This window comes from Photobacterium sp. R1 (genome assembly GCF_054600795.1).
Genome location: NZ_BAAHZP010000001.1, coordinates 463000 through 488640, shown reverse-complemented (window position 1 = coordinate 488640; position 25641 = coordinate 463000). Strand labels below are relative to the sequence as shown.

At 51.1% G+C, this 25641-nt stretch carries 23 protein-coding genes; 4 read left to right on the top strand and 19 right to left on the bottom strand.

Going from position 1 to position 25641, the window contains the following annotated elements; translation table 11 throughout:
* Nucleotides 1-11 precede the first annotated feature (11 nt).
* From ACYP03_RS02325 to ACYP03_RS02300, 6 genes are all read right to left on the bottom strand, one after another.
* Nucleotides 12-1445, bottom strand: coding sequence for an aspartate kinase (locus tag ACYP03_RS02325; RefSeq protein ID WP_459778327.1), 1434 nt, complete (start codon nucleotides 1443-1445; stop codon nucleotides 12-14).
* A gap of 149 nt (nucleotides 1446-1594) precedes the next feature.
* A complete protein-coding gene (locus ACYP03_RS02320; RefSeq protein ID WP_248139602.1) occupies nucleotides 1595-1990 on the bottom strand; it encodes an ectoine synthase in 396 nt (131 codons plus the stop codon).
* 11 nt (nucleotides 1991-2001) lie between these two features.
* Nucleotides 2002-3267 (bottom strand): diaminobutyrate--2-oxoglutarate transaminase, encoded by a 1266-nt coding sequence (gene ectB, locus ACYP03_RS02315; RefSeq protein ID WP_459778326.1) that lies wholly within the window; start codon nucleotides 3265-3267, stop codon nucleotides 2002-2004.
* 23 nt (nucleotides 3268-3290) lie between these two features.
* Nucleotides 3291-3827, bottom strand: coding sequence for a diaminobutyrate acetyltransferase (ectA, locus tag ACYP03_RS02310; protein WP_248139598.1), 537 nt, complete (start codon nucleotides 3825-3827; stop codon nucleotides 3291-3293).
* A gap of 352 nt (nucleotides 3828-4179) precedes the next feature.
* Nucleotides 4180-4335 carry a hypothetical protein gene (locus ACYP03_RS02305; RefSeq protein WP_248139597.1) on the bottom strand — a complete coding sequence of 52 codons (156 nt, stop codon included), beginning with the start codon at nucleotides 4333-4335 and terminating at the stop codon, nucleotides 4180-4182.
* Nucleotides 4336-4348: 13 nt separating this feature from the next.
* Nucleotides 4349-6283 (bottom strand): diguanylate cyclase, encoded by a 1935-nt coding sequence (locus ACYP03_RS02300; RefSeq protein ID WP_459778325.1) that lies wholly within the window; start codon nucleotides 6281-6283, stop codon nucleotides 4349-4351.
* Nucleotides 6284-6497: 214 nt separating this feature from the next.
* Here ACYP03_RS02300 and ACYP03_RS02295 point away from each other — a divergent pair, with 214 nt between their 5' ends.
* Nucleotides 6498-7328, top strand: coding sequence for a UDP-2,3-diacylglucosamine diphosphatase (locus tag ACYP03_RS02295; protein ID WP_459778324.1), 831 nt, complete (start codon nucleotides 6498-6500; stop codon nucleotides 7326-7328).
* 56 nt (nucleotides 7329-7384) lie between these two features.
* On the opposite strand, the gene ydiJ is transcribed toward ACYP03_RS02295, so the two are convergent.
* Together ydiJ and ACYP03_RS02285 are read right to left on the bottom strand one after the other, a co-directional pair.
* On the bottom strand, nucleotides 7385-10444 hold the full coding sequence (gene ydiJ, locus ACYP03_RS02290) for a D-2-hydroxyglutarate dehydrogenase YdiJ (protein WP_459778323.1): 3060 nt from the start codon (nucleotides 10442-10444) through the stop codon (nucleotides 7385-7387).
* A gap of 171 nt (nucleotides 10445-10615) precedes the next feature.
* On the bottom strand, nucleotides 10616-12142 hold the full coding sequence (locus ACYP03_RS02285; protein WP_459778322.1) for a bifunctional NUDIX hydrolase/phosphatase PAP2 family protein: 1527 nt from the start codon (nucleotides 12140-12142) through the stop codon (nucleotides 10616-10618).
* 185 nt (nucleotides 12143-12327) lie between these two features.
* On the opposite strand from ACYP03_RS02285, the gene ACYP03_RS02280 reads away from it, so the two are divergent.
* A complete protein-coding gene (locus tag ACYP03_RS02280; protein ID WP_459778321.1) occupies nucleotides 12328-13992 on the top strand; it encodes a VRR-NUC domain-containing protein in 1665 nt (554 codons plus the stop codon).
* 121 nt (nucleotides 13993-14113) lie between these two features.
* Nucleotides 14114-14956: a pirin family protein gene (locus tag ACYP03_RS02275; RefSeq protein WP_459778320.1), complete on the top strand. Its 843-nt coding sequence runs from the start codon at nucleotides 14114-14116 to the stop codon at nucleotides 14954-14956.
* Nucleotides 14957-14973: 17 nt separating this feature from the next.
* On the opposite strand, the gene ACYP03_RS02270 is transcribed toward ACYP03_RS02275, so the two are convergent.
* Both ACYP03_RS02270 and ACYP03_RS02265 read right to left on the bottom strand, forming a co-directional pair.
* The gene (locus ACYP03_RS02270; RefSeq protein ID WP_459778319.1) at nucleotides 14974-15447 is read right to left on the bottom strand and encodes a DUF2947 domain-containing protein; all 474 of its coding nucleotides are present in this window, start codon (nucleotides 15445-15447) and stop codon (nucleotides 14974-14976) included.
* Nucleotides 15448-15743: 296 nt separating this feature from the next.
* Entirely contained in the window at nucleotides 15744-15962 is a 219-nt protein-coding gene (locus ACYP03_RS02265) for a hypothetical protein (protein WP_248139582.1), read from the bottom strand.
* 453 nt (nucleotides 15963-16415) lie between these two features.
* Here ACYP03_RS02265 and ACYP03_RS02260 point away from each other — a divergent pair, with 453 nt between their 5' ends.
* Nucleotides 16416-17198, top strand: coding sequence for a DUF3108 domain-containing protein (locus ACYP03_RS02260; protein ID WP_330959757.1), 783 nt, complete (start codon nucleotides 16416-16418; stop codon nucleotides 17196-17198).
* A gap of 3 nt (nucleotides 17199-17201) precedes the next feature.
* Here ACYP03_RS02260 and ACYP03_RS02255 read toward each other — a convergent pair whose 3' ends face one another.
* The 9 genes from ACYP03_RS02255 to adhP all read right to left on the bottom strand — a co-directional run bounded on the left by ACYP03_RS02255 (nucleotide 17202) and on the right by adhP (nucleotide 25463).
* Nucleotides 17202-17453 carry a hypothetical protein gene (locus ACYP03_RS02255; protein ID WP_248139579.1) on the bottom strand — a complete coding sequence of 84 codons (252 nt, stop codon included), beginning with the start codon at nucleotides 17451-17453 and terminating at the stop codon, nucleotides 17202-17204.
* Nucleotides 17446-18006 (bottom strand): gamma-glutamylcyclotransferase family protein, encoded by a 561-nt coding sequence (locus tag ACYP03_RS02250; protein WP_459778318.1) that lies wholly within the window; start codon nucleotides 18004-18006, stop codon nucleotides 17446-17448. The genes ACYP03_RS02255 and ACYP03_RS02250 overlap by 8 nt, the downstream gene beginning before the upstream one ends.
* Nucleotides 18007-18034: 28 nt before the next feature.
* The gene (locus tag ACYP03_RS02245) at nucleotides 18035-18961 is read right to left on the bottom strand and encodes a 5-oxoprolinase subunit C family protein (RefSeq protein WP_459778317.1); all 927 of its coding nucleotides are present in this window, start codon (nucleotides 18959-18961) and stop codon (nucleotides 18035-18037) included.
* Complete coding sequence (gene pxpB, locus ACYP03_RS02240; protein WP_459778316.1) at nucleotides 18943-19641, bottom strand: 5-oxoprolinase subunit PxpB; 699 nt, start codon at nucleotides 19639-19641, stop codon at nucleotides 18943-18945. The genes ACYP03_RS02245 and pxpB overlap by 19 nt, the downstream gene beginning before the upstream one ends.
* The gene (locus ACYP03_RS02235) at nucleotides 19638-20378 is read right to left on the bottom strand and encodes a 5-oxoprolinase subunit PxpA (RefSeq protein WP_248139572.1); all 741 of its coding nucleotides are present in this window, start codon (nucleotides 20376-20378) and stop codon (nucleotides 19638-19640) included. Before ACYP03_RS02235 ends, pxpB begins: the two co-directional genes overlap by 4 nt.
* A gap of 154 nt (nucleotides 20379-20532) precedes the next feature.
* A complete protein-coding gene (locus ACYP03_RS02230) occupies nucleotides 20533-21027 on the bottom strand; it encodes a hypothetical protein (RefSeq protein ID WP_330959761.1) in 495 nt (164 codons plus the stop codon).
* A gap of 151 nt (nucleotides 21028-21178) precedes the next feature.
* Complete coding sequence (efpL, locus tag ACYP03_RS02225) at nucleotides 21179-21751, bottom strand: elongation factor P-like protein EfpL (RefSeq protein ID WP_248139568.1); 573 nt, start codon at nucleotides 21749-21751, stop codon at nucleotides 21179-21181.
* 168 nt (nucleotides 21752-21919) lie between these two features.
* Nucleotides 21920-24109, bottom strand: a complete 2190-nt coding sequence (locus ACYP03_RS02220) for a DUF7151 family protein (RefSeq protein ID WP_459778315.1) — start codon at nucleotides 24107-24109, stop codon at nucleotides 21920-21922.
* A 337-nt stretch (nucleotides 24110-24446) separates the two neighbouring features.
* Nucleotides 24447-25463, bottom strand: a complete 1017-nt coding sequence (gene adhP, locus ACYP03_RS02215) for an alcohol dehydrogenase AdhP (protein WP_248139565.1) — start codon at nucleotides 25461-25463, stop codon at nucleotides 24447-24449.
* Nucleotides 25464-25641: the final 178 nt, after the last annotated feature.

Sequence of the window (25641 nt, the reverse complement as noted above, 5' to 3'; positions counted from 1 at the left end):
CCGAGATCGGTTTAAGCAACCACTTTTTCAGCCGAAACCCTTGAGACACCTTCACTCATAAAGCTCTGATGCAAGGCACAAATCGCGCCATGATAATCGCTGTCTTTCACCACGAACTGGACATCCACGTTCCGCAGGGACGCATGTGCCGCTTTTGGACTGATCGCCTGGTCCAGCAGTGCCAGCACCCCCTGACTCATGGTTTTATTGGTATCAATCGCAGAGCCAATCACGGAAATCAGCGCGACCATTTTTCCGGTGATTTTGGCTTTCGGATAGCGCTTCTCGGCTTTTGACAACACCTTGTTCTGACTCGAGGTACTGCCATCCAGATAGTAAGTCACAGAGTTCGCGTTCATCTCTTTACTGATCAGCTGAACATTCTCTTCACGGATGATTTCCATCAGTTCATAGCTGACATCCTCGACCTGCCCCACCATCGCCTGATCAAACACATGCAGCGCAAACACCTTGTCTCGACCGGCAATGATTTCAGCCCTGTCTGTCTCCGGATGATAGTCCTGAGAAATGACCGTTCCCGGATGTTCAGGCTCGAACGTATTTTTTACCGCAAGCTCAATTCCGGCGCGACGCAGACCGGATGCAGCATTCGGGTGAATTGCTTCCATCCCCAGATTCGCCAGTTGATCCGCCACATCATAGTTACTCTTGCCAATCGGGCGCACATGCTCCGGACCGACGATACGCGGGTCAGCACTGCTTAAATGATACTCTTTGTGAATCACCGCCCTGCTGGCCTGGCTCAATACCGCCAGACGACTGAAGGTCATCTCACTGTACCCCCGATCGTAGGTTTTCATCAGGCCTTCTTCACAGTGAACATAACCGGTGACAATCGGCAGTTCTTGGCTCAGATCAATATCTTTAATGGCATCCAGAATGACGGCATCCAGATCGCCCTGAACATTGTTCTCTGCCCCCCAGCCGGACAAATCGACAAAGCGCGAATTAATCCCGAGGTTGTTCAGCATCAGCGTTGTATTGAATGCAGAATGCGCTTCACCAATCGAAGACAAAAACTCACGGATCTGCGGCAGATAACTTGCCAGTGAAAACTGACCGTACTGACAGGTTTCCAGAATATTCTCAATACAGGAGATCGCGTTCGCAATCCGCTCTTGCACGAAGTTGTCAGCCCGGTTTCGGCAAAACAAGTCAGGGAACATGGTGTCATTAATCAGCAGCATCCGCTGCTCCAGCGCTTTCAGTTTTTCACGCCAGATATCATTACGTTCGGCAATATAGCGGAAGATACCGGGCTCACCGGTACGCTTGCATTCCAGCAAAGCGTCTGTGATACCGCCGTAAGCTGAAACCACAAAAATACGCTGATAAGGGTTGTCCGGATAGAGCAGGATATTATCCATCACCGCATCAAACGCAGACATGGAAGTACCGCCGATTTTTTCAACGGTATGAGTCATGGGAACTCCTTTTTCTTTTCATCAGCAGAGAAGCACACCTCTGACTTGATGGGATTGAAAGGCGGCTTACACCACCTTTCGTTTGACCCTCGGGTTGATGACGCAAGGAGGGTCATGTACTTACGGAAATCAGGCTGCCCCGGTTTCTGTTACTCGGCAGCGGGATAGACACCGTCTGCATCGTGTACTTCCATCCCCGTCAGCGGCGGATTGAATACACAGGCCATCACCATATCCACCCCTTTGTTCGCACGCAGCTGATGTTCATCGTGCTTGTCGAGAACGTACAGGGTGCCGGGTTTGATTTCATAGGTTTTGCCGTCGGCGGTTGTCTGAATTTCGCCTTCACCGGAGACACAGTAAACAGATTCCAGGTGGTTCTTGTAGTGAATATGGGTGTCGGTGTTCGCATAAATCGTCGTGATATGGAACGAGAAACCCATGTTGTCATCGCGCAGCAACATGCGAACACTTTCCCAGTTCCCGTTTTCTGCGACAACGCGACGTTCGCTGTCACGGCACTCATCCAGGGTGCGTACAATCATTCTTATTCTCCTTAAGACGCTTTCTTCAGTTCAGACTTCGCAAATTCGACCACTGCTTGTTCAAAAATATGCAGCCCTTTCTCCAGTTCGGCCTCGCTGATGGTCAGCGGACAGAAGAACTTCAGCACTTCATCGTCCGGACCGGCCGTTTCGATAATCATGCCGTTTTCGAAACACAGCTTCCCGATGGCACCGGCAAACTCACCTTGATGACAGGCAATGCCCTGCATCAGACCACGGCCTTTGATCTTCTCAAAGACTGCCGGATACTGTTTCAGTAATTTTTGCAGGGTCACATTCAGCTGCTCTGCACGGGCATGGATGTGCTGCTCAAAATCGTCATTCTGCCAGTAGACTTCAATCGCAGCCGCTGCGGTAATGAATGCATGATTGTTTCCGCGGAAAGTACCGTTGTGCTCACCCGGCAACCATTTATCCAGCTCTGGCTTCAGCAGAACCACAGCCATCGGAGAACCATAACCACCGATGGATTTTGACAGCGTCACCATGTCGGGTTTGATGCCCGCAGGTTCAAAGCTGAAGAAAGTACCGGTCCGGCCACAACCCGCCTGAATGTCATCGACAATCAGCAGAATATCGTGACGCTGACAGATGCCGCTCAACCGTTGCAGCCACGCGTTTGACGCAACGTTCAGACCGCCCTCACCCTGAACGGTTTCCAGAATGACGGCAGCAGGTTTATCCAGGCCGCTGGAGTTGTCGGTCAGCATAGTTTCAAACAGCGCCAGACCATCCAGATCTGCGTAACCTTCATAAGGCAGACGCGTGACGCCACTCAGAGCCATACCCGCACCACCCCGGTGGTGCTGGTTACCTGTTGCGGCCAGTGCACCGTAAGACACACCGTGGAAGCCGTTGGTGAAGGCGACAATGTTCTGACGGCCTTTGACTTTACGAGCCAGTTTCAGTGCTGCCTCAACGGCATTTGTGCCGGTCGGGCCCGTGAACTGTACTTTGTAATCCAGACCACGCGGGGTCAGGATGAAATTTTTCAGGTTTTCCAAGAAAGCCGCTTTGGCTTCTGAATGCATATCCAAACCGTGCGTAAGGCCATCCTGATCGATGTAATCCATCAGTGCTTTTTTCAGCACCGGGTTATTATGGCCGTAGTTCAACGCACCGGCGCCTGCCAGGAAGTCCAGGTAGCGATCACCCTCACGGGTGTTCAGCCAGCAGCCCTTCGCGGAAGAAAACACCACCGGGAAATTGTTGGCATAACATTGAACATTTGATTCCTGCGCATTAAAGATATTCATGACTTATCCTGTTTTATCGTGAGTTATTGTTTTAGTGGAATGCGATAGAGATATTCCGAGTCATGTTTACCGTCGAAATGTTTCTCTTCATCAAGGAACAGCGACACTTCGCCCAGGTTCCCGTTCGCCTGATCCACTTTCTTAAACAACGCCCAAGAGGCTTTATTGAGGCGGGTGATCGTCGTTTCGATATTCCGGATATCGCTCAGTTCTTCACGCGCCAGCAGTTGTTGAATCATCTTAAAAGCGAGCCCTTGACCACGTGCTATCTCACTCACGGCAACCTGCCAGATAAAGAGGGTCTGATCTTTTTCCGGAACCCGGTATGCCGAGATAAAACCTGCTAACTCCTCATCAAGTTCAGCAACAATACATGTGTCTTTGAAATGAGTGGTCTGCAGGAAATTGCAGTATGAAGAGTTCGTGTCTAGCGGGGGACAAGATTCGATCAGTGAATGCACTCGATAACCATCTGAACGTTCCGGTTTTCGAAAAACAAACTCTTCCTGAGTCTTGCTCGATGTTTCTTGGGCTAATGCCCATGGTGCTGATGTAATCATTGATCGCCACATTGTTTAGTGCTCTAATGAATTCAGAAACAATTATAGGGTCCAAACTTGGAATATCAACCCCATAAGTCTGAATCAATGACACAAAAAAAGCACAAGATACTGATTTAAAAAGAATTAAACAGGAAAAATAATTACAAAACAAATAATTATAGAACTAATTATATTTTTGTCATCTTACCGACATCCGGATCATCTATGAAATGACGCACAACAATGAATCTCCCGGCAGACGGCAGATTCACCCTGAACAATCACGATCAGCGGAGCAGCTCAGAGGCCACTGACAGTCAGTGGCACGAAAAAGGAAGAAGGGATATTGCGGAGATAGAAGAAGCGGAACTTATCTGGCCAGTTCCACAGCCATAAACACAGCGGTCGCAATCACGGCGCAGATCAACATACCAATAAATAAGGTTTTCTGTTTCTGTTCATCCAGGTAACGCGCCAGAAATACGGCAACCACGATGAGCAACACAATCACAACAAATTTAAGCATGTTTTTCCCCTGCTCAGTCGTCAATCCTGGTCAGTGTCTTCGATTGACGTATCTCAGAAAATGGCTGTTTGTGCTTCAACTTAGCACGATTTAACGAATGGGTCTTGCCGCACATTCCTGATGAAGACTCCGTTGACTGGTGTTCAGCATAAAACACTTGGTTTTTCCCCTGTGATTTCACACGGTACAGTGCTTTGTCTGCCTGAGAGATCGTGGACTCCATGCCTTCTTCAAGCAAAGCAAAACCGATACTGACCGTAATGGAGCAGGACTTGTCTGCCACGCGGATTTTCTGGCCTTCTACACTGGTACGAAAGGCTTCCAGCCGTTCCCGCGCCACTTCACAATCCGAGGCAGACATCAGTACGGCAAACTCTTCCCCGCCGTAACGGCACAAGACCGAATTGGCCCGGAAACTTCGCTTCATCAAAGCCGCAATCATCAGAATCACCTTATCGCCGAACAGATGCCCGTAGGTATCATTGATCGATTTGAAGTCATCAATATCAATCATCGCCAGATAATAATGATCTTGAGTCTCCGCCAGCCGCTGTTCCATCTGCTTTCTGAGATAGTTTTTATTCTTCAGCCCGGTCATTTGATCTTCACTGCGTATATGCTGGGTCAGAAGCAGCTGATTCAGCGCATTCAGCGTGTAATTCACGATCATTTTGACAAAAAACCGGTATGCCAATCCGGGTTTGCAGATATACAAAATGCCAACAAGCTGATTGGAGGGAAAGTGGCCTGAACGAGCGGTATTGACCAAAGGCAGCCGGATACAAGGCGCGCTGGAAGCAATCTGACTGACAATACCGTCCTGTTCCGGCTGGCAATCCCGACCAAGCTGCTGGCATCCGGACAAACGGCAAAACAAATCTGTTGGCACCTCTGCCCGCAATTGGTGATGCGGCTCTTCCAGGATCCCTTCTTTTTCGTTCATCACGAAAAGATATACTCGGCTGCAGCCAATCGTATCGCTGAGCAGTTTCGACAGCTGACGGTGCAGATCCTCAAACTCCAGAGCATCCAGCAACCGGCCACCCAGCTGATGAATCCGGCTGTGCAGATAACCCACCAGCAGAATAAAAAACAGCAGCGCCAGTAATGTTCCCCCGACAACTCCCAGTTTGAGCGCATTTGCGGTAATTTCCTGATTTCGGGTCCCGGAAAGCAATACCCAGCCAAAACGCTGATTCGTCTCATACACACTGAATTTGTACTGGTCCTGATAGGCATAGGAAGGGATTTCTCCGGCTTGTTCACCCTTCAGAATCTCATCCAGTATGGTTGGCGTCAGGCTGACTGATGCCGTTCCCAGCCGTGACGGGTCGGGGTGAATCACAACATGACCGCTTTCCGATTCAACGGCAAACACATACCCGTCTTTCATGGTTTTCAGGCCGGATAAGTCTTGCGACATTGCACTGGCATCCAGTTCAATGACGATTCTGACATCATCCTTCCCCGGTATTTCAAGCGTCCGGGTCAGAGCAACACACCACTTCTTTGTGCTGTTACTGCGGTAAAAAGGGGATAAAAACGTCACACCAGACTGCTGTGACTTGTCATACCAGGGACGTCGCCGGACTTTGTCAGCAATCTCTTCCAGCTTCAGCTGATTCGTCCCGTAATACGTCGAATCAATCAGCAGCCCGACTTCCTGAAACTTATTCTGATGATCAACCACATACTGAGCCGCTGTCAGAAACGTGGGAATATCTTCTTCATCCTGCAGAATTTCCGACAGTAAGTAGAGCTGGTTATTAGCCGCTGTGTAGTGCTGGTTCAGATATTCCTGAGCCACGCTGATGTTGGCCCTTGCCTGGGAATATGCACTGTCACGGATGGTTTTGTAATCGGAATAACCAATATAAACCAGTGTGGCAATCAGCAGCACAAATAAGGGAAGAACCAGATTAATCAGATATTTAGGTTTAAAATCCATTTAAAATATCTTTCGAAAAAAGAGTAGTCACCATATGAATCCGGTCGATTATATAGGAACCGTTAAGCCCGTGTCGCAAGCTATATCGCAGATATGACCGCTCCGTCGCTAATTCCAACGAATTGATTGCAATGAACCCGTCACCGGAACGACACCGCTTCGTCACAGTAAAAAATTACGCTGAACCGGATTCTGATAAACAGGTCTGCCGACTATGGGAAAACACACCTATCGTACACTTTGGCTGTCAGACATTCATTTAGGAAACCGGGATTGTAAGGTCGACTATCTGCTGGACTTTCTGACACAACACCGGGCCGACACCTTGATTCTGGTTGGCGACATCGTAGACCTTTGGTCACTCAAATCCCGCTATCACTGGCCGGAAAGCCACACCCGGGTTGTCCGGCTGCTGCTGGAACAGGCTGAGCAGGGTTGCCGGATTATCTACATCCCCGGCAATCATGACGAAGCCATCCGGAAATTTATTCAATTTAATCTGGGAAACGTAGAGCTGGCCCACCGCTACCTGCACACCAGCGCCAACGGAAAACAGATTCTGGCCCTGCATGGCGATGAATTCGACAGCATGGTTTGCCACAACAAACTCACTTCATTACTGGGCGACGTCGGCTACGATCTGCTGCTTTTCCTGAACCGCTGGATCAATGCCTACCGCCGGATCACCAAACAGCCTTACTGGTCACTGGCCAGCTACATCAAGACCCGAGTCGAAAAAGCCAATATAGCAATTGCCCGTTTCCGGCATGCCGCGGTGACGATGGCCCGGCATAAAGGGGTCGATGCCATTGTCTGCGGCCATATCCATCATCCTGAAATGAAAGATGAAAATGACATCCTGTACCTCAACGACGGAGACTGGATTGAAAACTGTACCTTTCTGGCCGAGCACTATGATGGGGTCATCGAACTGATTCGCTGGACAGAGCATGCCGAACTGCTGGACAGTTCCGATAAATTCAGAGTCAGACGCAATAAACCGCTGATCATGATGGAAGAAAAACAGGAAAACAAAGTCGCTTAAAAGAAAACGGCGGAAGCCCAAGCTGTCCGCCGTCTGTTCACCGGTTTCACAATTGCTTAAGCTGCACTGACCAGCTTGAGCAGCACCTGAACCGGGTGCTTCATTTTAATCTGCTCAAATCGTTTGACCTGACTGCGGCACGAATAACCGGTCGCCATGCAACGTTCACCGTCCAACTGAGCCAGATTCGGTTGCCAGCTCAACCCGAACACTCCTTTCGAAGTCTCCAGTTTGTCTTTCTCATGACCGAAGGTACCGGCCATGCCACAACAACCCACCGACACCGCATTCATCTGAGCCCCGAAGTGACGGAAGATTACCCCCCATTCTTTCTCGGCATTCGGCAGCTTGGTTTTCTCAGTACAGTGCGCAAAAAGATACCAAGGCTGGTCGTCACGCGTTTCAAACGCCTCCAGCTCACTCAATAACGGCTTCAGCCATTCATGAGCCGTCATCACTTTGAAATCACCGCGGTGATCGCCCAGCATTTCGTTGTACTCATCGCGGTAACAAAGCACCAGCGCCGGGTCGACCCCAACCATTGGCATCCCCAAGGCGTCCAGCTGATTCAGAAAATCTGCGGTATTCCGCGCCGTTTTCGCAAACTGACGCAGGAAGCCTTTCACATGCTGTGCCTTGCCGTTCGGCTTGAAAGGCACCAGCATCGGCTTTTTACCCAGCTTCTCAATCAGCAGGACAAAATCACGGACAACCTCGGCATCGTAATAACTGGTAAACGGATCCTGCACCACCAGCACATACTGCTGACGCTCTTCCGCCGACAGTGCCTGCAGCCACTGCAGATCAAACCGGGTGGCATGATGACCAGAGAGCCCCTGCATCAGCGTCGGTACCGACAGCGCGGGCATATCCACGTAGCCCAGCACTTTTTCCGTCAGGGACTTCGACCAGCCCGGACGCATCACTGCATTCACCAGTGTCGGTGCTTTTGCCATCAGCGGCAGATAATTTTCTACATACGCCACCAGATAATCCTTGGCCGGACGCTGGTATCGGCTGTAGTAAATGTTGAGGAAACGGGAACGGAAGCTGGGAACATCCACCTTGATCGGGCACTGACTGGCGCAGGCTTTACAGGCCAGACAGCCATTCATGGCCTCCATCACCTCATGGGAATAATCATACTGGTGACGCTGACGGCCGAAAGTATTCCGGAACCGGTCGATGATTTGTTTCACCGTCGGTGATTTTTCCATCAGGTCCTGCTCAATCCGTACCGGATCCACTCCCTGCGCTGCCAGCAGCCGCAGCCACTCACGGACCAGTCCGGCGCGGCCTTTCGGAGAGTGGCGGCGATCGGCACTCACTTTCATCGACGGACACATCGGTGAGCTGGTGTCGTAGTTAAAACACAGACCGTTACCGTTACATTCCATCGCCAAATTGAAGCTGTCACGCACCTGAACCGGGATCTGACGGTCAAAATAGCCACGTTTCGGCCCATCAACTTTAACCAGCTCAGCATCACTTGCCAGCGGGGTACAGATTTTGCCCGGATTCAATCGATTTTCCGGGTCAAAAGCCGCTTTAATCCGACGCAGTTCGGTAAAGAGCGCTTCGCCAAAAAACTCGGGGCCATATTCAGAGCGATAGCCTTTTCCGTGCTCGCCCCACATCAGGCCGCCATATTTTGCAACCAGCGCAACGACCTGATCGGAAATCTCTTTCATCAGTTTTTCTTGTTGCGGGTCGCACATATCCAGGGCCGGACGCACGTGTAACACCCCGGCATCCACATGACCGAACATTCCATAGTGCAATTGCTTTTCATCCAGCAACTGGCGGAACTCAACAATAAAATCAGCCAGATTTTCCGGCGGGACACAGGTATCTTCTGCAAACGGAATCGGTTTCTGCCAGCCTTTCGCAGCTCCCAGTAACCCCACCGCTTTTTTCCGCATGTTGTAAATCTTATTGATGCTGTCGAGATCGTCACATACCTGATATCCGATAATCCCCTGCTGGCCAATCAGATTGTCCAGCCGCTCGCTCAACTGCTGAACCTGCGCTGCAATCAGTTCTGGCTCATTTCCGGCGAACTCAACAATATTGATGCCCTGCATGTCCTTGCCGGGCACATCCGTGATTAAATCACTGACGGTATGCCAGACGATATCCTGCCGGGCCAGATTCAGGACCTTCGAATCCACCGTTTCAACGGACAGGGCTTTGGCTTCAACCATGACAGGTGCATTGCGTAACGCTGCATCAAAGCTGTCGTACTTGATGTTTACCAGCTTCCGGGCTTTCGGAATCGGGGTGATATTGAGTTTGGCTTCAGCAATAAAGGCGAGAGAACCTTCCGCACCGCAAAGCAGGCGGGCCGGGTCAAAACGGGTCAGTGCATCATCGTATACATGCTTCAGATCATATCCGGTCAGAAAACGGTTCAGAGGCGGGAATTTATCAAGAATTTCCTGCCGTTTTTCCCGACAGACACGCGCGGCGACAGCAACGGCTTCCGCGACCTGATCTCCCCTTTCTGACAGCGCAGCAACGCCCTCTTCTGTCAGTGGTTCCGTATCCAGAACCGAACCATCCACCAGCACCGCTTTCAGTGCCAGCACATGGTCTGACGTTTTACCGTACTGGAGCGATCCCTGACCCGAAGCATCCGTATTCACCATGCCACCAATGGTCGCACGATTACTGGTCGACAAATCCGGCGAGAAGAAGAAACCATGCGGGCGAAGCGTGTCATTAAGCTGATCTTTCACGACCCCGGTCTGTACTCGAACCCAGCCTTCTTCCGGATTAATCTCCAGAATCTGGTTCATGTGCCGGGACAAATCAACCACAATCCCCGGGGTCAGAGACTGCCCGTTGGTTCCGGTACCGCCGCCGCGGGGAGAAAAGCTCACCTGCCGGAATTCTTTCCGCTCGCCGACCTGACCAACGAGGATCAGATCCTCAACGCTTTTCGGAAACACAACCGCCTGAGGCAGTTGCTGATAAATACTGTTATCGGTGGCCACCGCCAGGCGGCTGGCATAAGCGCGTTCAATATCGCCGGAAAAACCTGCGGTTTCCAGCGCATCAAGATATGACAGCACAACGGCGTTGATGCTGTTCTCGTACGTCAGTGCGGGTAACATTGCTCTCCTTGTCCAGTCTAGGGCTCGCCTAATTCCACTGGCTCCATAATCTGTTAGCCTGACAGGCCTTATTGATATAATCGTTTGCCTTCACTTTACCGCACTCAGGTCATGAAACAAAGCATTGGGACGGCGGACCTCTCAGATCCAAGACCCACGACACGACGCCATTTACTGCTTCGGTTCAGGTTCTGCCAGCAATCTCAGCAGGACTGACGATCCGGCAACCAGCCAGAGCGCGAGCAGGAAAGCGCCCACAGCACGCAGGCTTAAAATAATCGGGCTCACCGAGCTGGCATTCGCCAGCTTCATTGAACCATAGGCAATCCCTCCGGCCCCCAGCAACAGACAGGTAGCCACAAGGAAATGGCGGGTAACCGAGAGATTCAGCGCCCGTTTCGGCAGCGCGTCGAGACTGAGAAAAACCCCAAGAGAAACGGCAAACAAATAGGTATGCTGCGGCAGTTGCGTCATGCCTGCGGCAATCCCGGTCAAGACCGTAATCCCCAGCCAGATGGCCTTACCCCGAATCGTCTCCGGGGTGATCAGACGGGAACAGGCAACGAGCAGCAAAATGCCGATCAAAATGGCTGCCAGAGTATCACTGATAAAATGAACGCCATACCAGACCCGCGCCATCGCCTGTCCCAGCACCAGAACAACCAAAAAGAGCAGGCCGGCTTTAGCTCGATGCCAGGACCTGGTTGCGCAAAACCTCAGCCAGAGCATTCCCCAAATGACAGTCGCCAGCAGGGTGTGACCACTCGGAAAGCCATAGCCATAAGCTTCTCCGTTTTGCAGATCCGGGATCAGGTAAAAAGGTCTCGGCGAATGCAATACATCTTTCAGCCAGGTCGAAAGCAGGATCGCCATCACCGCAGCCGCAACCAGCTGCAGCATGGCAACCGGCCCCTGAAGTGAAGCGACAGCCACAATCAGCAAGAAGACAAACCAATACTCTCCCGGCAGATTCATCAGCCACATCAGGCTTTCCAAGATAGTTCGGGCAGCCTCAGGTAACGCCTTTCCCCACGCCTGAAATGCCTGAATCACAGGCAGTTCGGCCTGATGTAACCGGTTAGCATGTGCGCTGAGGTCAGTGAAAAAAACGACGTCACTTTCCGGTGTTGCCTGCATCCACTGATAGAGATATTCCAGATCTCCGGAATAACGGTATTCCCCGTCCGCCAGCACCAGCGGCGACATCAGGTAAACTTTCTTGATTTCGGAGCCGAAGTGCTGTGCATGCCAGGATGCCACATCATGACGCTGAAAATTATCAGGCCGTTCAGCCACCAGGATCGGCTGTTTCGTGACACAGGCGAAAATCGCCGCTCTGTCGCGATACTGCAGCAATTGGACCACATCGACATCTAATCCGGTTTCTTCTTTGGCCTCCCGCTGGGCTGTCACGCTGGCAGGATCGCGGTTATCAATATAACCGCCGGGGATCGACAGTTTCTGCGAGATCACCTCAGAGACCATAATCATCTTTTTACCGTGCCGAATAACACAGGCGGCGCCAACCAGATCCGTCGGCTGTTCGGGCAGTGAGGACGGCTGAAGGCTGATATTCTCAGTTATTGCCTCTGCCTCTGTCGCACCCGCAACACGAGGCATCAGTAATCCTCCGAACACAAATAAAGTCAGCACAAAGAGGACAAGGACATACTGATAAGGATCACGCTGTCTGATCACAGGAAACCTTTGCTATATAACAATTACCGTAAAAGATTTTAACAATGTGTGATATTTGCCACCATGAAAAAAGCCTTAGTGTGTGAAGCTATGGTAATTTCATGTGAATGCATCCCGTACTGGCGTTTTACAACCGCGTATGAAATTTCGACAATACCCAGTCCCAGATGACCGGTGAAACCACAATGGCCCAAAGCTCCCCGACGGTTCTTGCAACCGACTATTACCGCGATAATTTTGAGATTCTCCTGAATACCGTGCACCGGCAATATCAGGACTTACTCAGCCAGTCGGAACGGAACTGGGTCAGTACTTACTTTGCTTTGCCCGTTAACGCGAAGCTGCTCTACATCCGGCTGTTGTCCCGGAAAGGTCTCTTCTTCCGTATCAGCAAACTCCGGTATCCGGAAATCAGCCCGATGCATCATGCTGTTGAGTCACTGGAAGCATGTGGTTTCATCACCGTAAACCGGTCTGACTGGCCAATGGCCGCATTACTGTCATTATTTACCAAACCCGAGCTGCTCAACCGCTTTCATGCCGCTACCTGCCATGAATTATGGGACAAAAATAAGACGCTGAAACAAACTCGTAAGCCCGAACTGATCGAAGCACTGCTTTCTGCCGATCTGACATTATCCGCTTTGCAGGAAACCATCGTTCATGTTGAACATCAGGCACACCTGACCACATTTCTGCTGCTGTTTTTCGGAAATCAGCATCAGGATATGAGCCAGTTTGTCCTGGCTGATCTGGGGCTGCACCAGTTTGAGCAATACAAAACAGACACAACGACCCGGCTGTTTCAGCAACGCCATCACATTCTGCAATGGCTGTCGCTGGAAACGATCGCCCGGCAGTATGACGAGATCTGCGACAGGAAAGAGAACAAAGACACTGACACACTGGTTCAATTGACCCGGAAACTGCCCGGCCCCCTGTACTGGCAGCCGCTGGAAAGGCGCCGGCAACGACTGCTCAACCGGGTTGGCAGTGATCTGGAGCGTCAGGGCCGTGATGATCTGGCGCTGTACCTTTACCGGCAAAGCACTCTGCCGCCCAGCCGTGAACGACAGGTGCGCATTCTGGATAAACTGAATCGTCACCACACCGCTCTGGCTATCAGTGAAACCATGGAACGCTTGCCTCACAATGAAGAAGAGCTGGAAGTCGGACAACGACTGAGCATCAAACTGCGCCGGGCATTGGCTCTGCCATACGAAAATATCAGCAAAGATAACTTCTCTCAGGAAACGCTGACCCTGCCCGCCACCAGCCAGCGCGTTGAACTGGCTGTTGCAGAGGATTACCGGCAACAGGGATGGCAAGTGTATTACACAGAGAATGCCCTGCTCTGCGGTCTGTTTGGCCTGGCTTTCTGGGACATTATCTTCGCGCCGGTTCCGGGTGCTTTTCTGAATCCTTTTCAGCGCTCTCCCCGGGATATGTACCACAGTGAATTCAGTGAGCGCCGCCAGTCACAACTTGCAACCCGGCTGGAAGCTATCCGCTCAGACCGCTGGCACGACTGGCTGAACGTCTTTGAACAGAAAACCGGCATCAGTAATGACTGGGTTAACTGGTCGCTGCTGTCCCCGGACCTGATCACTCAGACGGTGGATTGTTTAAACGGAGCGCAGCTTCACGCAATTTTGTCCCGTCTGCTGTTCGACCCGCGGCACAATCGCAGTGGCCAGCCGGACCTCGTGATGTTCAAAAACGGGCACATCAAATGGGTGGAAGTGAAAGGTCCGGGAGACACACTCCAGCCAAATCAGAAACGCTGGTTGCGCCTTTTTCAGCAGCTGGATCTGGACGCCAGGATTAACCATGTTCTCTGGCAAATGTGAACTGACTCAAGGAAGGTAAAATTGCCGTCAATTTTAGAAAACAATGGTGTTCGAATAGTCGTTTAAAGCTTGTATGAACTAAGCTCTATTCACCAGCAGTACAGATTTCAGTGGTGCGATCATGAAAGCGACAAGAACGATCAATAAAATCCGCTACGGTCGGAAATCCGGCCCCATGACAGCCTACATTTATCACGATAATCTGACTGAACTGAATCCATTTGTCCTCTGGGATCATTTTGATGCCAACGGCATCAAAGAAGAAACCGGGCTCGATTTCCACGGTCATTCCGGTATAGAAGCCTTCAGTTACCCTGTCACTGGAACCCTACACCATACAGACTCCTGTGGTTGCTCCGTAACCATGCGAACCGGTGATATCCAGGTGATGACCACTGGGCGGGGCGTGATCCACAAAGACACCATGCAGCCGCTGGGCGGACGTGCCGAATCCTTTGCACTCTGGACGGCACTCCCGGCAGGGGATCAGGAAATGGCGGAAGCCGCCAGTCAGTACACCGGTACAGACAGTCTGCCGCTGGTTGAAGAGATGGACGCAACGACGAAAGTCTTAATCGGACAATATAAAGACGCCACCAGTCCGCTGACATCCAGCATTCCCGTCACCTATCTGGATATTATGATTGCCCCGTATGGGGGCTGGTACTGGGAACCCGATGAACAGCAGGTATCCGGGTTTGTTTATCTGCGCTCAGGTTCTGTCTATATCGGTGCCAATCAGCTGTATCCGCAACAGATGGGCATCCTGAATCCTTCTGCCCTGCCCATCCACATCAAAACCAGCCGAAAAGGGGCGAGGCTGTTTCTGGTGCTGGGCCAGCCGCTCGATCAGCCGCTGCTTTGCTCCGGCGGTTCAGTCCATTCCAATGAAGAGAACCTGCACCAGGGAAATGACACCATCAGCGCATTGATGGAAAGTCAGGCCGTGCATCAGCCAACCTGACCCGGCGCTCTGATGATTTACTCGCGGTGGCCAAACCGGCAGGTTCCGTCGGACTGAAACCAGACGGCCTGTGTTTTCTTTTTGGCGATCAGCAACGGGCCATCATCAAAGAACAGAAAGTTCTTCCAGTGTCGCTGAAATACAGCCCAGGTCGTTTCAATCAGATTATATTTCTCATAACAGAAATATACAGGCGTATTGTCTTCCCAGGTCAGGAACTCGGCCAGCGCTTCCGGCAGGGCTGGATCATCGCCGTCCCATGCCGTTTGCCAGTCTGTCTTTTCAATCCAGTTTTTATCCTGATTCGGCCAGTCACCGCTTCCGAAATGATCGGCATCCGGGCTTTGCGCACTGATATGCTCTCGCCACAACGTCGCTGAACGCGCCTGAGTCAACGGTTTGATTTGAGCCAGATCCTCAGCCGGGACAGGCATAGATGCGTGCGTGAAAATCCACTTGCGGGAATAAGCGTTGATATCGATATAGTGCATGATCAAATTCGGAAAACAATGAGACCGGGAAATGTACCGCAGATAACGATGTGTTACCAGAAAGGGGCGAATTTTGTCAGGGAAAATCCAATGAAAAAGGCTGCGTTTCACTGCACGACAAGGGTCAGCCCCGGCAGGACTGACCCCGACACGTCATTCTCACTTATTTGATGCGACCGACCGGATTCAGTCTGGGATCAATGTATTCACAGCACACCGTGGCGGCATAGGATTTTATTTTTCCTAGCACCATCACCGGATGCTTTGTAAAACTGATCTGCTTTGGAGTTTTGGTCTTACTTCGCATTCCAGAAATTGCTGACCCAGCCACCCGCCTGCTCATCAAAATGATTCCCACTGAATAAGTGGTTATCACCATTGTCAGTCACATGTGCTCTGGATTCCAATAACTGATAAATATGATTTGCCATAGGATCATCGCTGCCTTCAAGCCGTTTTCTGGTCGCAACCTCCTTAATAATTTGCAGCCGATAGGCACCGTTTGCCTTCTTCATCCTGTCCTCCCACGCTCTTTTCGTTCACTTTGCTTCAGGTACATACCGCAAGGGCTCATAAAACATAGGTTCGGACCTCAAAAGCGTCAAATTTTCGACATCTCATTATCACATTGATTTGCTAAGGCCGAAAAACAGAACAAACCACTTTTCAGTCAATTAGCGTTTTCTGCTGCTCTGAAGGTGGCAGCCTATCGCGTGGGACTTCATTTAAGTGACTGAATTTCATGACCTCGTACTGACATAAAAACTTCATACAATGGATATGCTGTCGCCATGTATTGTCAGACAATAGAGAGCAGGTATCTGGGCTTTTTACTGACTGACATTGTACTCAGCCGGAACTCAACCGGCGTGCAGATTGTCTCAGCAATGGATAACAACAATCGTTCGATCTGCTAAGTTAATTAGGTGGCCTGTTGTATGGTTGCAACCAGACTCTGGGGAGGTTTTGTGAGTCGTTTGATTTTGTCTGCTTTCCTGACGTTCAGCATGGCGTCTTCCGCTGCCATGGCATCTCCACCCGTGGAATGGCACCAGTGTGTCAAAACGCTCACCTACGATCTTTATTACGGCAGCCATAAAATCGGCTTTTTTGAGCGTAAGCTCAGCTGGGAAAACAATCAGCAGGTCGAAATCCGCTCCCGCAGTAAATTGTCGGCTTTGGTGATGAAAACAAATTTTGAGCAGCAAACGCGATTAGTCTGGTCCGACTTAAAAAATTCCTTCATTACGCAGTCTTTCAATCGCACCATTACGGGTCTGCTGGATGGCACCACACGCGGTCAGTTTAATCAGGACGGGACTCGTTCAGACATCGTCAATGATGGTGAGAAAATGAGTTTCAACAGCAGTGATCTGCCGTTGCTGGATGTGGAAGCGGTTGCCAGCCAGATGCGGCTGAACCTGATTCAGGGAAAGAAAACCTTTGACTTCAAAATGCAGGAATCGGATGACGTCAGCCATTACTACTTCCGAGTCGCCGGAGAGGAAACGCTGAATACGAACTACGGTAAAGTGAAGGCGATTCGGGTCGAACAAATCAAAAAGCCCGACCGGGTCGTTAATCTCTGGTTCTCACCTGAACTGGATTACCAACTGGTCCGGGGAACATATAAACGCAAAATCCTGGATCTGAAAGCCGTCCTGAGAAACAAGCGCGAGCACTGTCCTCAAACCTATTTCACCAGCAATCTCAGTGAGATGACTGCGCAATCAGGTGCCATGGAGCCCTGATGTTTATTTCTGAAACGCTTTTCCGCCAATGACTTTCAATGCCGGAGTCCCCCGAATCAGGGTGTCTCTGGCAAAAGGCTGCTCACAGCCCGGGCAATGACAAGGGACGCGCGTATAATCTTTGACGATGCGTTCCTTGAAACACTTAACCAGAGCCCCCTTTCCGCCTTTGCGGTACTTCAACAGTAAAGTCCTGCACTGGCTGCAAAAGATTTCGACTGTTTTCTCCGGCCCCTTTTTATTGGGTTTAGCCATGTGTCCGCACCGGGTGGATCAGACGGTCAATCACCGGAAGATGCGCCGCTTCAACTCCGGCCAGATTGCCGTACTTCGGCGCATTGCGATCGTTTTCCAACGGGTGATGCCAGCCGGAAGTGGTATCAATGAAGGTTCGGGCAAAAGCATCAGAAATAGACAAACACCCTGCCAAAACCGTATCGACATATGTTTGCATGATCGGGTTGAGCTGACACGGCGGAGCCGGGTTTGTTTTCACATAGACCCAGACCGGCGCATCAAATTTCAGAATCTCGTGCTGTGTGATATGGGCCGGATCAACCTCCATACGAGTGTATCCCCTTTCCCTGTGGTCAAAATGCATCAGAGCATCTTCTTCGACTTTCACCAGCACGCCGTTACAGCGTCCTTCCCCGGGCATCGCCACCAGCGGCGAAATGCTGTAGGTCCTGTCAACTTTGTCCCAATGGCGTTCTAAACCTTCCACAACAGCGGGAACAGCCTGACCCGTCTGGCCAGTCCGCTGGCGGGATGCGCGATTAATTAAACTGCCGTAGCCAAAGATGTACATCGAATCCTCCAGGAAAGGTACACAACCCCTAATATGGCAACCCGAAAAAATGTGAGAAACGTTGCCATGCTTTGCGCAATGATACCAAATCGCCGCGAATAAATCGGATGTCTTTTCCCGGCCGGGCCTGTGCCAGTCTGGGCAAATCAATACGGGCCACGCATCCCAGTTTGGGGTACCCGCCTAAAGTCTGCCGGTCATTCAGCAGAACAATTGGCTGCCCGTTCGGCGGAATCTGTACTGCGCCCAGTGCGATGCCTTCAGACACAATTCCCGCAGGCCCTCCCAGAATCGCGTTGCCTTCCAGCCGGCAGCCCATGCGGTCACTTTCCGGCAGGACATGGTAGTGATTATCAAAGAACTGATTGCGGGCATCGGGCGGAAATAAATCCCACTGCGACGAAACCATCAAATGCAGTTCAGCCGGACTGTCATAGTCAGGAATAAAACGGGGCGGCACATATCGGGGATGATGGCGAATCTGACTTGGACGAATAGGCAGGTGATCTCCCTGTCTCAACGCTCTGCCTTCAACACCCCCGATTTCATTGCGAACCACAGTGGCGCGGCTGCCGAGGACACGGGGAACATCAATGCCGCCCTGAATCGCCAGGTAGGCACGCAAACCGCTACGGGCATAGCCCAGCTGGAGGGTTTGCCCCTTACGCATGACGAAAGTCGCCCAAGTGCCGACCGATTCACCATCCAGGCTGGCCTGCATTTCTGCACCGGTCAGGGCACATTCAATATCCGCATGCGCCTTGAAACTGGCCTGCCCTACCGTAATTTCCAGCTGAGCACAGTCCATCGGGTTCCCCAGCAGATAATTGGCCCAGCAATAAGCATGCAGATCTGCTGCGCCGCCCTGGCTTAAGCCCTGCCGGGCAACACCCAGCCTGCCGGTATCCTGTACCAGAGTGTGTGCCCCGGGACGCATTACTTCCAGTGTGGCCATATTTCCCCTCCGAGAGACTGAAAAGCAGTTCGGTCAACGGGTTGAAAACGCACCTGATCCCCGACCTGAAATGGTGTCATTGGGTCCTGTTCCGGGTTAAACAGGGATTTCGGACAATTCCCGATAATTTGCCAGCCGCCGGGAGACTGCGACGGATACACGGCTGTTTGCTGATTCGCGATCCCGACACTGCCGGGCGCGACACTGAGCCGGGGCTCTGCGTGACGCGGCATCGCAATGGCTTCATCCACGCTGGCTAAAAATGCAAAACCCGGCGCAAAACCAATGGCACAGACGGTATAAATCTGCCCGCTGTGCAGCGCAATCACCTCGTCGATGCTCAAGCCTTTGACCTCCGCCAGTGAAACCAGGTCCGGCCCGACTTCAGGATGATAATAAACGGGTAATTCGATGAGTTTGCCGCCCGTGTGCCGGGACTTCCCCTGCCAGCGCTCATAACACAGCTGAACCCGCTCTCTGAGCAGGCGCTCCGTGACTTTATCCGGATGAAAATGAATCAGAATGGAAGTATAAGCAGGCACGATGTCAATCAGCTGATTCGTAAAGTCAGCATCTATCTGACTGGCAAGCCGGGCGATTAAAGGTGTCAGGTCGAGATCAATCTCATCGGCCAGCATGACCATCAGGCAGGTTTCAGAAACAGAATCGAATCGAATCATACCGTCATCGCCTTTCTAATATCGGCGATCGTGGCAATCGATTCAGGATTGTCACCATGCACACATAAGGTATCTGCCCGTAATGATAATATCCGGCCATTCAGCGTTGTGACGTGTCCGGACGCCAGCTCCAGTGCCTGCTGCCTGATTCTGTTGTTATCATGATGTACCGCACCGGGCTGGCTTCTGGCGACCAGTTTCCCCTGTTCATCGTAGGCACGATCAGCAAAGGCTTCGAACAGCAAACTGACCTGATATTGCTGTGCGATCGCCTCAATCGCACGGTTATCACGCTGTGCCAGCACCATCAGGCTCAGGGGAGTTGCTCGCTGGCGGTTCATTGCAGCCGTGGCTGTCAGAATCGCTTCCAGCACTGCCGGATTCCCCATCATGTCATGGTAAAGCGCACCATGTGGCTTCACATAAGCCACATGTCCGCCGTGCAGCTGACAGATTGCCTCCAGCGCACCGGTCTGATACGCCACCAGATGGCGAATTTCGACAGGGCTGTGGGGAATGCTGCGCCGTCCAAAACCAGGTTTATCGTCATAACCCGGATGCGCACCGATCATCACCTGATGCGCGACGGCACAGGCGACCGTTTCCGACATAATGTCAGGGTCTGAGGCATGAAAGCCGCAGGCGATGTTGGCCATATCAATCCAGGGCATGACCGCTGCGTCATTCCCCATTTGCCAGCAACCGAAGCTTTCACCCATATCACAATTCAGTTTCATGCAAATCCTTAGCGCTCGCTGAAATCATCCTACCTGATTCAATTATAACGAGTTTGCCAAACATTCACCCGAAGTCACAAGCATTGCTGCTTCGCAATGACAATACCGTCAGCTTATCCGGATCTTCCTTGCCGCTGAAATGAGACTTTTGAATCTAATCATTGAGGTACGTCACGCAAAGCTGACCGGCGTCCACTGTGTCGGGGAGTTCCTGAAGGGTTTTGGCCACAGCTCTTTCCCGGATCCCTTCGATGACCCGTATACCGGCACCTTCATCAGCGCGAAGGGAATTGATACTTTCAGGCAGGAAGAGCATCCACAAAATGCCGTAGAATTTATGAATCCGGCTAGAATCTTCCCGGCTGTAGAGCGTTTTTCCCTGATGCTCGATCGTTACTTTGCTCTCGACATGAGAAAGCCAGTACGTCGGGAGTAAACCCAGGGTATACATAGAAATCGTCCCGGCAATATTATCATCGCCGTAATCATTACCTGCATCGGTAGATACTTTCATCTGGTAAACGGACGGTGTATCACCGCAGTAGTCCACATAGCGATCCACAACAACGTCTTCGAGATCACCTCCCACATATCCTGCACATCCCTGAAGCAAAAAGAGTGTGATCAGGCCTGGTAGCATCCTTTTCATGAGCCGACCTTACTGTTGAGCAGGTATTCACAGTGTAAGCAAAGTTAGGTCGCTTAACATTGCCTTCCTGATGAACCCCCGGGTAAAAAAACGGCCGCTCAGTGAGCAGCCGTCGAATCAAACATGCAGAAAGCTGTTCATGCAAAAAACATTACTTCTCTACACGGTTCATGTATTTGTGTTCCAGTGTGTTCACACGGATTCGATCGCCATTGGCAATGTACTCAGGCACCTGAACTGTCAGACCTGTGCTCAGCACTGCAGGCTTGGTACGCGCACTTGCAGAAGCACCTTTGATAGACGGATCAGTTTCCACGATATCCAGATCAACAGTAGAAGGCAGTTCCAGCGCAACAGGTGCACCATTCACAACCAGTACGTGCAGACCCTGAATATCTTCCGTGATAAACAGACATTCTTCTTCAATCATCTCTTTATTGAAGTGATACGGCGTGTAATCTTCATTGTCCATGAAGATGTACTCTTCGCCGTCAATGTAAGAGAAAGACGCCGGATGGCGGCTGAAATCTGCCAGCGTGATGATGTCATCGGCCTTGAAGCTCACATCCGCTTTCGCGTTCGTCGCAACATCATACATACGCATACGGTACAGGCTGCTTCCGGCGCGGCCGCTTGGGGTTAACTTGCTAATTTCCTTAACAAAGTAAACCTTACCTTCGTGTTCAATGGCTGCAGACTTTTTAATCTCACTCGCCTTTGGCATTGTCATAACTCCAATTAGTCGTTGGTCGCGAGAAAATAGCACGAAACGGCATGAAGACAAGTAGGCAACTGGAAAAAAGTGACCTTTCCGGTCACTTCATGCGGCCTGATGCAAAACCATCACATTTCAGCTGGCTTCAGCAGGTGAAACCAGCTGAAAATAAGACAGTCAGGGTGTTGTTTTTATGTACTGATAAGCGATATAAATTTGAGCCCCGACTGGCGGAATCGCAGTCCCGGTAAACACAACCGATTCTGATAACGGATAATACTGCCAACCGTCAGATGTACTTCTCGGGACATCAACACCGTCTACTTTCACCGCCAGAGATGACGACAGGATCTGATGGGTCGCAGCCAGTGACAATTTGTAGCCCGCACTGGTTGCCCCGGCGTTGTTGGCGACTGTGCTCATAAAGCTGTCATATTCAGAGATCTGATCGATATTCAGCACTTTCCCCAAAGTGGAAACCGCTAAATCATCATACTGACTGAGACTTGCATCTCCGGGTTTTACAATGGCATACACACGGTAGCCGTTATCCACAAACAGGTTCTGGCTGGGATCAAACGGTTGTGGTGAACTCCCGTAGTGACTGGGTTCATCACTGACAATCACCACCGACAACGACGCCCCGACGCGCGGATAACCCGCCAGCGTGACTGTCCCCTGAACCGGATCCAATGCCTTCTCAGAGAAGTAGATACCCCGCTCATTTCCGCTGCCATAAATACCCGGAATGAAATCCGTCTCAATCTGGTTCACATCGCTGGTAAATCCGGTTCCTCTGAGCACATCTGAGTCTGTAGTAATGGTACCCACTTTGAAATCAATCCCTGAAGCGCCAATCGTATTGATAAAACTCTGCGTCATGCTGCTCAGCTTATTCTGTTCATCCGACATACTGCCTGAGTTATCAATCACGAACAGAAAATCAGCTTTTGAGGTTGTCTGCTCCACAGCCCGGAACCAGTCCGCCTGTAACTCCAGCGTACTGCCCAGCGCGGCACTGATATTTTCGGAGGTCGTGGCACTGATGACATCGGCGTAACGGCCAGCATTATTTTTACCAACCAGTGTCGCCGTGATGATCAGACTGTCCGCAGCCTGCGAGTAACTCACGACAATATCAAACTGAAAATCAGTGACTGCCACTTCGGTGGAAGCGGGAGTTAACGCGTCAGTCGAACCGCCAATCTGATTCACTGCCATTTGCTGAAGCATAATTTGCAGCAGGTTCGTGGGCAGCATACTGCTGGTCAGCGTGATGTTGTAGCTCGCCGAGACATCCCCGCCATCCAGAATGGTCTGAGAATACTGATCGATATGATCCCCGGCTGACGGCAGATTATTACTGACCGCATTCACCATTGATTGCAGAATCTGCTCGGCCGTTGCTCCCTGATTCAGCGCGCCACGTTCAGCCACAAAGCCTACCAGCTCAGTATTCTCCGGCGTCGGAATTGCAGCCAGCCTCAGCAATGCATTCGCCGGGGCCGGTTGCGGATTGCCGTAAATCACAGTCCCCGTGATATCCCCGGTCACAGAAGACATCGTAAAGTCATCCGGCAGGAATACCTGACGGGTATCCAGTGACACCGTCTGTGTTGCCGAAGGTGCCTGACTAACCGTAATCGTCACCGATTTTGTCTGCAGCACCAGTTTGCCGGAAGTGTCCTTTTTCTCGATGGACACGCGATAGGTATATTGCCCCAGCTCACTCCCGGCCTGCAGGTCGAGAATATTCTGCTCGTTCTGGCTTCTTGGCTGCAATACTTTGCCCGCTTCATCTTTCCAGACAATCGCATCGACCTCTGACGGATTGGTGATCGTGGCTTCCAGGACTGAACTGCCGTTAGCCAGAATCGTCGAAGGGGAGGCTGTCAGAGCGTTGATGACAGATTCTGGTGCATTGAGCGAACCATCACTGCAGAGGATCTGGGTGTCAGTCACTTCATCGCTGTCCAGCACACTGTTGGCATTTGTGTCGACACCCATGAATATTTTCTGCCCGCCTGCCGGACAGTTCACATCGTCTTTGGCAATAAAGGCAACCCCCACCAGCGCCTGATCAAAAATAGCGCTGCCTTCACCATCCGAACGCTGCTGACCGTTATTGCAAATATATTTGGAAGACACATATTCTGCTTCATCCAGCTGAGCATTTTGATTGTCATCATACCCCGCGATAATACGTAATCCGCCTGATGCGCAATGTTCGTTATTCACAGCCAGCACCTCTGTTCGGATCAGTGCTGTTTTGGCGGTGCCGGACGGATCATCGTTGTCATCATCCCAGCAGGCCGTTAACGTGCCAGCCATCACGGCCAGCATTGCGACTTGAATTTTCCTTTTCATTTCTTCACCTAACACTTTGACATTGAACGGTTATTTTTTCTGAACAAATCACCGTCTGCTCCTGATCATTCAGGAGCACGTCAGACGTACATCGATTCGGAATGAGTTATCAGCTGCACAAAGCTCATAAGTGCAACTATGCAACGGAGTGTGGTCAATCCATGTAAGAAATGGAACATAGAACGGATTTTCAGACGGTGAAATTCATAATTTCACCAATTTAATTTGATGTAATCGGTATTATTGACACGATATTGGCAGGACATTTTTAGCTGCGGGCAAAAAAATCCCCCTCGGCTTTCACCTGAGGGGGATATAGCAATCAGAAACGACGGATTCAGGATTCCAGATTCATCACAATCCGGCCTGTGATTTCACCTTTCATCATGTCATCGAAAATATCGTTGATATCTTCCAGCGCTTTGACTTCGGTAATGGCTCTCACTTTGCCTTCAGCGGCAAATTGCAGGCATTCCTGCAAATCTTGCCGGGTACCGACAATCGAACCAATCACTTTAATGCCGTTCAGCACGGTATCAAAAATCGGAATCGGCATTTCATCCGGCGGCAAGCCAACCAGTACGCAGCTGCCGCCACGACGGACAGAACGGTACGCCTCTTCGAACGCAGGTTTGGAAACCGCGGTACAGACCACACCATGCACGCCGCCCACCAGACGATGAATCGCTTCCGATGGTTTTTCTTTCATGAAATCGATGCAATGCTCTGCACCCAGCTCTTTTGCCAGCGCCATTTTCTCCGCACCGGTATCTACTGCAATCACGTTCATGCCCATGGCTTTGGCATATTGCACGGCCAGATGCCCCAATCCGCCTACACCAATCACAGCCACCCACTGACCCGGTTTTACCTCGGCCACTTTCAGTGCTTTATAGGTAGTGACACCAGCGCAGAACAAGGGTGCCGCATCGACATAAGACAGACCTTCGGGGATCTTCACCACATACTCACCATGCGCCAGACAGTATTCTGCGTAACCGCCATCCACGGAGTAACCGGCATTATGCTGATCCAGACACAGGGTTTCCCGTCCGGACAAACAGTATTCACAATGGCCGCAAGCCGAATACAACCAGGGCACACCGACACGATCGCCAATCTTGAGATGATGGATCTCACTGCCCACCTGAACAATTTCGCCCACCCCTTCATGTCCCGGAACCAGCGGCATTTTCGGTTTCACCGGCCAGTCACCGTGACAGGCATGCAGATCGGTATGGCACACACCACAAGCATGAATTTTCACCAGCACATCGCGGGGTTTCACAGCGGGGACAGGGATGTCCTTAATGACCAGTTTCCCTTTGTATTCATTCACAACAGCAGCTTTCATCTATCCGGCTCCTTATACGTTATTGAAAAGCCATTGTTGAGGAAAGACTTCGGGCGGGCCTAGATCTGGATCAATATTCACCAGATTGAATATGATCGGTCGTCGTCTGAATTGAGGATTTGTGAACACTGGCACATGCACCAGCGTTCACCAATATCAGTTTTGATGAGCCACGACC